The organism is Phenylobacterium sp. 58.2.17 (assembly GCF_026411515.1).
In the GTDB taxonomy this organism is placed as follows: domain Bacteria; phylum Pseudomonadota; class Alphaproteobacteria; order Caulobacterales; family Caulobacteraceae; genus Phenylobacterium.
On the sequence record NZ_JAPMTQ010000101.1, the window covers coordinates 603 to 1,180 of the forward strand.

1 protein-coding gene and 1 pseudogene are annotated in these 578 nt (G+C 41.5%); both read left to right on the top strand.

The annotated features are described in order from the left end of the window. Positions 1-328: pseudogene (locus tag OUA97_RS23205) on the top strand (plasmid mobilization protein); the annotation flags it as partial. A gap of 39 nt (positions 329-367) precedes the next feature. Then, a partial coding sequence (locus tag OUA97_RS23210) for a hypothetical protein (RefSeq protein WP_267234444.1) occupies positions 368-578 on the top strand: 211 nt, incomplete at its 3' end.

The window sequence follows — 578 nt, forward strand, 5'->3', positions numbered from 1 at the left end:
GGCTTTGGAAATGCATGCACCGATGAAAACTCTAATTCTGGAGGGTATGGAGATTGTGGTTCCGAATCGAGTGAGTCATTTGTCCAATCAGGAATTTAATCAGAAGTACGGAACGCAATTGCAGGATGTTCCGCAGATCTACCGATGGAAGTTGAAAAGTGCCGATCCAATTATTCAGCTTGAAGTTGAGGCACAGAAGCAAACCATTCAACAGATTCGGCAATTTAACAAGCTCCAGATCTACCAAAAGGAGTACAACCAAGCCTTAGCGCAGCGTAAAAATCAAGATCTAGATCGTGATGATAGCTATACGCCATCATGGTTCTAGGGATATTGTGAGGTTTTAAATAAAGCTTTTGGAGGTCGTATGAAGACTGGAAAACAAATTCTTGAAGGGTTATTTGAAGATCAACGTGCAGCTGCACACGATCCCCATCATCTAGTGAATGATCAGCTTCGGGCTAGTCTATTGTGGAAGAAACATTTACTTGAGTTGATTCAGATTCCACGCCATCAACTGAAATTAGATGATAGCTATGTTTTGGTGTCGGATATTCCAGAGTATTTTAAGGCACAGT